The organism is Rhodococcus sp. NPDC060086 (assembly GCF_042730275.1).
GTDB lineage: Bacteria > Actinomycetota > Actinomycetes > Mycobacteriales > Mycobacteriaceae > Rhodococcus.
This window is the reverse complement of the sequence record NZ_JBHWWZ010000026.1, coordinates 62,070-71,941: the sequence shown is the minus strand read 5'-3', so window position 1 is coordinate 71,941 and position 9,872 is coordinate 62,070. Positions and strand designations below refer to the sequence as shown.

Annotated in this window: 8 protein-coding genes; 2 read left to right on the top strand and 6 right to left on the bottom strand. The window is 65.8% G+C overall.

Annotated elements, in window-relative coordinates; translation table 11 throughout:
• Positions 1–10 precede the first annotated feature (10 nt).
• Positions 11–1,954 (top strand): mycofactocin system FadH/OYE family oxidoreductase 2, encoded by a 1,944-nt coding sequence (locus ACFWB0_RS15720; RefSeq protein WP_378491391.1) that lies wholly within the window; start codon positions 11–13, stop codon positions 1,952–1,954.
• Positions 1,955–2,079: 125 nt separating this feature from the next.
• Here ACFWB0_RS15720 and ACFWB0_RS15715 read toward each other — a convergent pair whose 3' ends face one another.
• The 6 genes from ACFWB0_RS15715 to ACFWB0_RS15690 form a co-directional block, all read right to left on the bottom strand.
• Positions 2,080–3,702 (bottom strand): dipeptide ABC transporter ATP-binding protein, encoded by a 1,623-nt coding sequence (locus ACFWB0_RS15715; RefSeq protein ID WP_378491390.1) that lies wholly within the window; start codon positions 3,700–3,702, stop codon positions 2,080–2,082.
• A 32-nt stretch (positions 3,703–3,734) separates the two neighbouring features.
• Positions 3,735–4,592, bottom strand: coding sequence for an ABC transporter permease (locus ACFWB0_RS15710; protein WP_378491389.1), 858 nt, complete (start codon positions 4,590–4,592; stop codon positions 3,735–3,737).
• A gap of 5 nt (positions 4,593–4,597) precedes the next feature.
• Positions 4,598–5,557 (bottom strand): ABC transporter permease, encoded by a 960-nt coding sequence (locus ACFWB0_RS15705; protein ID WP_378491388.1) that lies wholly within the window; start codon positions 5,555–5,557, stop codon positions 4,598–4,600.
• 6 nt (positions 5,558–5,563) lie between these two features.
• Positions 5,564–7,141 (bottom strand): ABC transporter substrate-binding protein, encoded by a 1,578-nt coding sequence (locus ACFWB0_RS15700; protein ID WP_378491387.1) that lies wholly within the window; start codon positions 7,139–7,141, stop codon positions 5,564–5,566.
• A 73-nt stretch (positions 7,142–7,214) separates the two neighbouring features.
• Entirely contained in the window at positions 7,215–8,180 is a 966-nt protein-coding gene (locus ACFWB0_RS15695) for a TauD/TfdA dioxygenase family protein (RefSeq protein WP_378491386.1), read from the bottom strand.
• Positions 8,181–8,206: 26 nt separating this feature from the next.
• A complete protein-coding gene (locus ACFWB0_RS15690) occupies positions 8,207–9,013 on the bottom strand; it encodes a TauD/TfdA dioxygenase family protein (RefSeq protein ID WP_378491385.1) in 807 nt (268 codons plus the stop codon).
• Positions 9,014–9,200: 187 nt separating this feature from the next.
• Here ACFWB0_RS15690 and ACFWB0_RS15685 point away from each other — a divergent pair, with 187 nt between their 5' ends.
• Complete coding sequence (locus tag ACFWB0_RS15685; protein WP_378491384.1) at positions 9,201–9,866, top strand: TetR/AcrR family transcriptional regulator; 666 nt, start codon at positions 9,201–9,203, stop codon at positions 9,864–9,866.
• Positions 9,867–9,872 lie beyond the last annotated feature (6 nt).

Genomic DNA, 9,872 nt, shown 5'->3' with positions numbered 1-9,872 from the left:
GCAGGACACCCTGCGGATCGGCCCCTTCACGCTGCGCAACCGGATGATCTTCCCCGCGCACCTGACCAACTTCTCGGACGGCGGCACGATCACCGACCAGCACATCGCCTACTACGAGGCGCGTGCGCGCGGCGGCGTATCCATGATCATCACCGAGGAGCACACCGTGCACCCCTCGGACCGGCCCTACGAGAAACTGATCCGCGGGTGGGATCCGGCGGTGCTCCCCGGATACCGGCGACTCACCGACACGGTGCACCGCTACGACACTCGAATCCTCGCGCAGCTCAATCACAACGGCGCGCAGGGCAGCTCGATGTACACCGGACGTCCGTTGTGGTCGCCGGGAACGGATCCGGACCCGTTGTTCCGGGAAGTGCCGATGGCGATCGGTGAGCCCGAGATCGCGGAACTCGTCGACGGATACTCCGACGTCGCGCGTCGATGCATCGACGGCGGATTCGACGGCGTCGAGATCCAATGCTCGCAGGCCTCGATCCTGCGAGCTTTCCTTGCGCCCGGCACCAATCCGCGCACCGACCGGTACGGAGGCGACCTGCAGGGGCGGGCACGGTTGCTGCTCGACGTGGTGGAGGGTGTCCGGGCAGCGATCGGACCGGACCATGTGGTGGGGGTGCGGCTGAGCGGGCACGATGGTGTCGACGGCGGCATAAACATCGACGACGCCGTGCGGGTGGCGCGCATGCTCGAGGAGAGTGGCGACGTCGACTATCTCAACACCTCGGTGGGGGTCGCGACCGAAACCCTGCACCTCATCGAGGCGCCCATGGCGACGCCGCACGGCTATTCCCTGTTCGTGCCCGACGCGATCCGCGCTTCCGTGGAATTGCCCGTCGTGGGTGTCGGGCGGTTCACCAGACCGGACCAGGTTCGAGCAGCCTTGTCCGACGGTGTGTGTGATCTCGTGGGTGCGGTGCGAGCCCAGATCGCCGATCCGGACTTCGCCGACAAGACGCTGTCCTTCCGCGACGACGAGGTGCGCCCGTGCATCGGCTGCAACCAGGAATGTATCGGCCGCGTCGGGCTGGGCAGGTGGATCGGCTGCACTGTGAATCCGCGTGTGGGCCGGGAATCCGAGTCGCTGCCCGAACCCCGGATACCCGAACCCCAGATGCCGGGACGCCGGGTGCTCGTGGTGGGTGGGGGACCGGCCGGACTTCAGGCCGCGGCCACCGCTGCACATCGGGGCCACATCGTCACCCTCTGCGAGCGGGAGGCAGTGGTGGGCGGTCAGATTCGAGGAGCCGCGACAGCGCCCTATCGCGGTGAACTTCTCGGGATCGTGACAAGCCTCGAAGCACAATGCGTGCGGGCAGGTGTCGAGATCCGCACGGGGGTCGAGGCCGACGTCGAGGTGGTCCACGAACTCCGGCCCGATGCGGTGATCGTGGCGACGGGTGCACGCCCTGCCCGCCCTGCCTGGGCGGGCGCGTCGCCGCAGGTCGTTGATGTGCGCGATGTACTCGAGGGGCGCGCCGAGCCGAGCGGTCGCGTGCTCGTCGTCGACGATCTCGGATTCCACGAGGCGACTTCGGTCGCCGAGCTGCTCGCCGATCGGGGCTGCGATGTGACGGTGTGCACGCCCGGAATGATCGTCGGCCAGGACCTCGGGCTCACCCTCGATATGGACGGCTGGATGCGTCGTGCACACGAGAAGGGCATCGACAGGATCACCGATGTGACGATCGCCGGTCTGACGGTTCGCGACGACCGGCTCGACGTGTCGCTGGGACATCACCCCACCGGAGAGACCCGTGTGCTCACGGTCGACGGCGTGGTGGTGGCGACCCACCAGGAACCCGTCGACGAACTGTGGACAGCGCTGTCGGAGAGCGGGATCCAGGTGTCGCGAGTGGGTGATGCAGTGACCCCGCGCCGCGCCCACGCTGCAATCTTCGAAGGTGACCGCGCGGCGCTGGAATTGGGGGTCTGACGTAGGCGCCGCGAATACTTGCATTGGATTCGGCGGGGAGGCCACGAGCCGGGTGGAGGAAGGCGGGTCGTGATTGAGTGGCTCGGAGCCTACGTGGGGGGTAGCGTGGCCGTGCTGAGCCGACGTCAGACAGACAGTGCAATATCGTCCCGGCGTCGCGCCGGATCCGGAACCGGTACCGCATCGATCAGTGCGCGGGTATACGGCTCCCGCGGGTTCGTGAAGACCGTATCGACAGGTCCGGTTTCGACGACCGACCCCGACTGCAACACCACGACGCGATCGGCGACCTGGTGCACCACAGCCAGGTCGTGGCTGATGAACAAGCACGCGAACCCGAGTTCGCGCTGGATCTCGGCGAACAGGTCGAGCACCTCGGCTTGCACCGACACGTCGAGCGCACTGGTGGGCTCGTCCGCGATGAGCAGCCGCGGCGCCAGAGCCAGCGCTCGGGCCAGCGCGACACGTTGCCGCTGTCCGCCGGAGAGCTGATGTGGGAAACGGTCGGTGAGGGCCGCAGGCAGGCGCACAGCATCGAACAGGTCGAGAACCCGCTTCCGTCGCTCCGCCGGGGTGCCGACGGAATGCACGTCCAACGGCTCCCGGACGCTGGCGCCGACGGAGAGTCGGGGATCGAGTGAGGTTGCCGGATCCTGCTGCACGAACGCCACATCGCGACGCAATGTGCGGAGCTGGGCAGCGGAGATCGTGGCAAGGTCATGGCCCTCGACCGACACCCGCCCCGATGTTGCCTGCACCAACCCGATCGCGACGCGACCGAGAGTGGACTTGCCGGAACCGGATTCGCCGACGAGCCCGACCACTTCGCCGGCGTGCACGGTGAGGTCGACGGCGTCGACCGCCCGGAATGCCTCGGTGCCGCGGCGCCCGGGGTAGGTGACGCCCACCGAGTCGAGTTCGAGGACGATCTCGGATTCGGCTTTCGCCGGGACAGGCGCACTCGCGTGCTCGGGCATCCGGGGCACCGCGTCGAGCAGCGCCCGGGTGTACGGATGTTCGGGTGCATCGAAGAGTGAATGCGTGGTGTCGGTCTCGACGACGGTCCCGTTGCGCAGGACCACCACGCGATCGGCATGCTGGGCGACAACGCCCATGTTGTGGGTGATGAGCAGAATCCCCATACCGGTGCGTTCACGAATGCGACCGAGCAGTGCAAGGATCTCCGCTTGCACAGTGACGTCGAGCGCAGTGGTCGGCTCGTCGGCGACGAGCAGATCGGGATCATTCGCCAGAGCGAGCGCAATCGCGACACGCTGTTTCTGCCCGCCGGAGAGCTGATGGGGATAGTGGTCGATCCGCTTCGCGGGCTCGGGGATCTCGACCTGTTCGAGAAGCGAGATCGCGAGCTTTCTCGCTTCGGCCTTCGAAACCTTCCGGTGTGCACGGATGGCCTCGCGCAGTTGCCAGCCGATGCGGCGCACAGGGTTCAACGCGCTCTGCGGTTCCTGGAAGATCAAGGCGACGTCGGAGCCCCGATAGCGCGCGAGGTCGCTCTCGTCGGCGCCGGTAATTTCGTTTCCGCCCAGGAGGATCGAGCCCGCTGCGGACGCCGTCTCGGGGAGGAGGCCGAGGATCGCCCGCGCGGTCATGGACTTGCCGGATCCGGATTCGCCGACCAGCGCCACGACCTCGCCGCGCTCGACCTGGAGTGAGACGTTGTCGACGGCGGGGAGTCCGGTTCCGAAGTCGATGGTGAGGCCGGAGACGGTGAGCAGTGGAGTGGTCACGGGGAGGTCCTTGCTGGTGAGTGCGGCGGGGGTCACCGGCGACGCGAACGGGCGGCCAGTGCTTGGGAGATCAGGAGCAGGCCGAGGACGAGAACGACCACCACGACCAGCGGACCTACGACGAACAACGGTGAGTGATAGGCGTTCTGGGTGCCCTCCTTGATGAGCGAGCCCAGGGACGGCGTGGGTGGTGTGATTCCGAGGCCGAGGAAGCTCATTGCACCTTCGATGAACACTCCGACAGACATCGCGAGCGCGAGCTGCACCGTGAGCGGTTCGAGGCAGTTCGGGAGGATGTGCCGGCGCATGATCCATCCCTCATCGGCGCCCACGGATCGTGCTGCTTCGACGTACGGTGCCTGGCGCACCGTGAGGACCGAGGTCCGCATCAGGCGTCCGAATACCGGGATCTCAGCGAGCACGATCACCGTGGCGATCGTCCATACACCCGGGCCGATCACCATCGCCAGAGCGATGGCCAGCACGATGGTCGGGAACGCGAGGATCAGATCGAACGCGCGCTGGACGAGCGTGTCGAGCCAGTCGTACCGGGTCGCGGCCAGTCCGAGTAGTGAGCCGAGCGCCGCGCCCACGGGGACCGCGAGGAATACGACGGCCAGGTCGATACGGATGCCGTACAGGGTGCGGGAGAGGACGTCGCGGCCGACGGAGTCCGTACCGAGGAGATGGTCGCCGCCCGGCGGCTGGAGGGTGGCACCGGGGATCTGCTGGTCGGGGGCGAACGGGGCGAGCCACGGCGCGAGCAGTCCTGCCAGGACCACGATCCCGACCAGGATCAGACCGGCCAGTCCGCGGCCGCGGCGAAGTGCGCTCCAGGCGCTGTCGCGGTCCGCGCCGACCGGGGAGACCGGGTCAACGGTGACGGTCATCGTGCTCATGCTTTGTCTCCCAGCCGAATTCGGGGGTCGAGTGCCGCATTGATCAGGTCGGTGACCAACTGGATGATCACGAACAGTGCCACCGAGAAGAGCAGCATCACCTGCACCACCGGATAGTCCCGGCTCGAGATGGCGCGCTCGATGAGATGGCCGAGTCCGGGCCACGCGAAGATCGCTTCCACCAGTACGGCACCTCCGAGCAGGTGGCCGATCTGGATGCCGAGGACGGTGATCGAGGCGGGCAGCGCATTCGGCAATGCCTGGGTCAGCACGATCCGCCGCCGGGAGATGCCCAGAGCCCGTGCGGTCGTGACGTAGGGCTCCTCGAGTTGGGTGCGCAGCGATTCGGTGAGGAACCGCGTCAGCGAGGCCGCGATCGGCAACGCCAGGCACACCGCGGGCAGGATCAGGTACTGCGCCGAGATGCCGATGTCGTCGAGAAACCCCCTGCGGGGTGTGCCACCGGCCGGTAGGACGGCCCACACGACACCGAAGAACACCACCAAGGCCGCACCGGTGACGAAGTTCGGAATGGCCACGGCGACAGTGCCGAAAGTGGTCACGATGCTGCCCAGCCACTTGCGGTCCACGATCACCGATACGGTGCTCAGAGTCAGCGCGACGGCAACAGCGAGGACCAGAGCGGACACTGCGAGGATGAGGGTGTTGCCCAGTGCGTCGAGTAGAAGTGAACTGATCTCGCCGCCGAGGATCAGTGATCTGCCTGGATCCAACGTGATGATCCCGGATATCCACGAGAAGTACTGTGCAATGGGAGATCCGGTGAGTCCGAGTTCGGCGCGTAGGGCGTCGATCGCTTGCGGGGGTGCGTCCGGTCCTGCGAGGACCATGGCGGGATCACCGGGAACCAGGCGGAGCAGCGCGAAGACCAGAATCGATCCGACGGCGAGGACGATGAGCGCGGAGGGAATCCGTCGCAGAGCGTAATTCAGCATATTCGGTCACTCACTCAGATAGGTGTCGCTGAGGTCGAGCTCGGCCTTCTTCGACCAGTCGACACCGTGGACGTTTCCTGACATGGCGAGCCAGTTCTCGGAGGCGAACAACTCGATGAGGAACGCGTTGTCGAGCAACTCGGTGTTGAGGACCTTGTATGCGGCCTCGGCCTCTGCGCTGGTCGGATCGACGATCTGCCACGCGTTCGCGACGGCTGCCTGATAGTCCGGATCGATGAAGTTCGAGGTGTTCTTCTGCGCGTTGAACGGGTAGGCGCTGGTCGGCAGCGTCGCGGGCGTGTACTGCGTGTAGGTATGGCCCGTGATCCAGAGCCCGCCGTAGGTTCCGCCGATCAAGTGTTTGAGATTGGTTGCCTGGTCCACCGGCTCGAGCTCGGTCTCGATCCCGGCTGCTGCGAGGTCTGCCTGGATGATCTGCGCAACGGCCTCGGACTCGCTCGCGCCCGTCGTGTAGGTGATCGGGATGACCGGGATGGCGCCGACTTCCGCAACCAGCGCCTTGGCCTTGTCGACGTCCTGGGCGTAGGTGTCGTTGAGGTCTGCGTCGTATGCGGGGGAGTAGTCCGGCCAGGGCAGACTGCCGACGGTCCCGTAGGCCTGGTAGACGTCGGCGAGGATGCGATCGTTGTCCACCGCGTAGGCGATGGCCTGACGAACCCGGACGTCGCTGATCCCGGGTGCCTGGACATTCGCGCCGATGTACCAGTTGCGTTCCACGCCTACCTGGTCGACCAGCTGGTAGCGGGTGTCACTCTTCAGCTGTTCGGCATCGCGTGGAGCTATCGCGAGCAGAAGGTCGAGCTGCCCGGAGCGCAGTTGGGAGACTCGGGTCTGGGCGTCGGGAATGACGAGGTATTCGACGCCGTCGAGGTGAGGCGCGCCGTCCCAGTAGTCCTCGTTGGCTTCGAATGTCATCGACGTACCAGGTTTCCACTCCACGAAGCGGAACGCTCCGGTGCCGGTGTATCCGGAACCGGCGTCGAAGTCGGTCATGGAGTTCTCGTCGATGATCGGCACGATGTCGAGCAGATCGAGGATGTTGCTCGCCGGCTGCGAGAGCGTCAGGGCGAGGGCGTGCGGGTCGGAGGTGTCGTATTCGGTGATCAGGGCAGCAGTACTTGCGAGCTGACCGGCGCGCATGGGGTCCGCGTACGTGCGAAGACTGAACTCGACGTCCTCGGAGGTGAAAGGCCTCCCGTCGTGGAAGGTCACGTCGGGTCGCAGCGCGAGAGTCACCGACCTGCCGTCGGGCGAGATCTCCCACGACTGCGCCAGCGCGGGTTCCGGTTCCAATCCTTCGGGGGGATAGCTGATCAGGGTGTCGTACACCAAACCGGTGAGGGTCGCCTGCGCCATGGCTCCCGAGTAGAGCGATGCCGGGGTCAGGTCGCCGGCGTCGCCGATCCGCAGCACACCACCCTCGGTGACCTCCGCGCTGCCGGCCTCCGCCGCGGCCTGGTCGACCGCCGAGGTACATCCCGCAACGGCGAGGACACCGGCGAAGGACAGGGCGATTGCTCCGAGCATGGAGCGGCGCCGAAGGTGTGCGGGGCGGCTGAACACGGAAGGTTCCTTTCGGGAGCGGATCCGGTCACCCATGAGGGGGAGTGACCGGATCCGAAGGGGGCGAGCTGAATCAGGATTCGAAACCGGGGAAGCGGTCGGGAGTGTCGACGACGGAGAAGTGCGAGGCGTCGCCGGTGATGATGCGGCTGGCTTCGCCGTCGACCGAGACGGGGACATCGCCGGCCACGGTCACTCGGTGGACGCTGCGCTTGTTGTCGCCGTAGTCCGCGATGCCGTAGTGCTGGGTGGCGCGGTTGTCCCAGATCACGAGGTCACCCGGGGTCCAGGACCAGCGCAGGGTGTTCTCCAGCTTGATGATCCGCTCCTGCAGGAGCTGGTAGAGCGCCGTCGACTCGGAGCTCTTGAGCCCGACGAAGTTCTTGACGAAATGGCCGAGCAGGAGCGACTTCTCGCCGGTCTCAGGATGGATGCGAACCACCGGGTGTTCGGTCTCGAAAACGGTGCGGGTGAAGTTCTGCATCGTCTCCTTCGTGCGAGCAGCGATACCACCCTTGTCGGCATGGACGGAGGCGTAGTCGTACTCGTTGCTGTGCACGGCCCACAGGTTCTCCACGAGCGCTTTCAACGGGGCCGGCAGCTGCGCGTACGCCGCGGTAGTCGAGGCCCACGTGGTGGCACCGCCGTAGGGCGGGATCTCGACGGCACGAAGGATCGATGCTTTCGGGATCCGGTCGATGAAGGTGACATCGGTGTGCCAGCTGTTGGCGGCGCCCTCGAGAATCAGAGTGCGGTTGTCCTCGGAGGTGAGCGTCGGATGGGTGGTGGTCGGCGTACCGAGCGCCCCGGCGAACTCGTACTGGATGTCGTCGGTGAGGTGGTGCTGGCCACGGAAGACGACCACCTTGTTGGCGGCGAGCGCGTAGCGGATGGCGTAAGCGGTGTCGGACGAGATATCACCGGAGATGTGCACGCCTTCGATGAGCGCACCGATGTTCTCACCGAGTTTGCTGACGGTGATCCCGCCGGCAGCGTAGATGTCGTGTGCCGTGCTGGGGCGAGTTTCGACGGTAGTCAATTTTCCTTCTCCTCTGGTGAAAGTGGTCAGCGGGCAGGTACGGGTGCTTCGGGGGCCACCTCGATGCGATGGATGCGGCGCGGCTCGTCGCCGTAGTCGTAGATGGCGTTGTGCTGGACGAAATGGTTGTCCCAGATCGCGATGTCGCCGACCTGCCAGCGGCGGCGGACGGTGAATTCCGGTCGGATCGAGACCGACACGAGCAGTCGAAGAAGTGCTTCGCTCTCGTCTGTGGACAACTCGTTGATGTGCGAGGTGAACAGATCGTTGACGAACAACGCCTCGCGGCCGGTCTCCGGATGACGGATCACCAGGGGATGCGTTGCTTCGGTCGCATCCGGCCGGGGGGAGATCCGATGTGTTGCGGTCAGGCCGTACAGAGCTTCGCGGATCGGAGCGGACAGTGCGTCGAGCGCGGCGTACTGGTTCGACCACAACGTGTCACCACCTGCCGAGGGCAGCACCTGCATGTGCAGGATGGAGAACCGCGACGGTGCCGGTCGCCATGCGACATCGCAATGCCAGCGGTTCGCCTGGTAGGCGCTGCCGTTGTCGGTGCCGATGACGCTGATCTCGCGGTAACCCTCGGACTCGAGATTCGCCAGATGTTGGTGCGGATACACGATTTCACCGAAATGCTGCGAGAAGGCGCGGTGAACGGCCGGGTCGTCTCCCTGGCCCGGGAAGAACAGCACACAGTGCCGAGTGAGCGCGTCCTTGACTGTGCGGACGTCTGCGTCCGTCAGCGAGTTCAGACGCAGTCCGTGGATCTCGGCGCCGATGGCCCCGGCGAGGGGTACTACGGTCACTGTGGGTTGTTCGAGCGTGGTCATCGACCGGGCCTTCCGACGCATGGCGGGTGGTTCAACGATCGTCAAAGTAATCCCGAAAAATTAAGTTGGGTACGCATACGATCGGTGTGCGTTGAAGGGTTTACATCGGGCGAGTAGTCCGGTAGAGCTACGAATCCGACAGGTCCGTTCCGCGGCGCATCGCCGCACGACTTCAGACTCGGGGTGGATGCTCGTGACGAGCCGACGGGGCCGGTACAGCTCGGGGCGAGACACACGACTGTTGCTCGTCGAGACGGCGGAACGCCTGTTCGCAATGCGGGGATATCACGCGGTGACACTGGCAGACGTCAGGGCCGCCGCGGGGCAGAACAACGCATCGGTCGTCAGGTACTACTTCGGTTCGAAGGAGGGTTTGCTCACCGCGATTCTGGATCATCGCCTCCCGCGGATCAGCGTCTATCGGGGCGAGCTGATCCGTGAGTGGGTTGCGGTCGGCGCGACATTCACTGCCCGGGATGCCTTGTGGTGTCTCGTCGAGCCTCTGGCAGACAGCGTCCGGCGTGGCGAGCACTACGTGGCCCTGCTCGACAGGCTCCTCGAGGCGGAGATCATCGCTGAGACCTTCACCGCGGCAGACCCCGGTGGCACCGCGAGTGGATTCGAGATCGACCGCGCACTGCGCAGCGTACTCACCGAATTTCCGGAAGACACACGGAGGCAACGGATTATCATGGTGTACACGAGTGTGCTCGGAACACTCGCGCAGTACGCCCGCACGGGAACCGAACTGGCGCCGACCGAGTTGCCCGCCCTTGTCGATGCGTGGGAGGGATTGCTCTGTGCGCCGACCTCCGAGGAGACCCGCGAAGTTCGAGCCCTGGCGGGGCGGTAGCGCAGA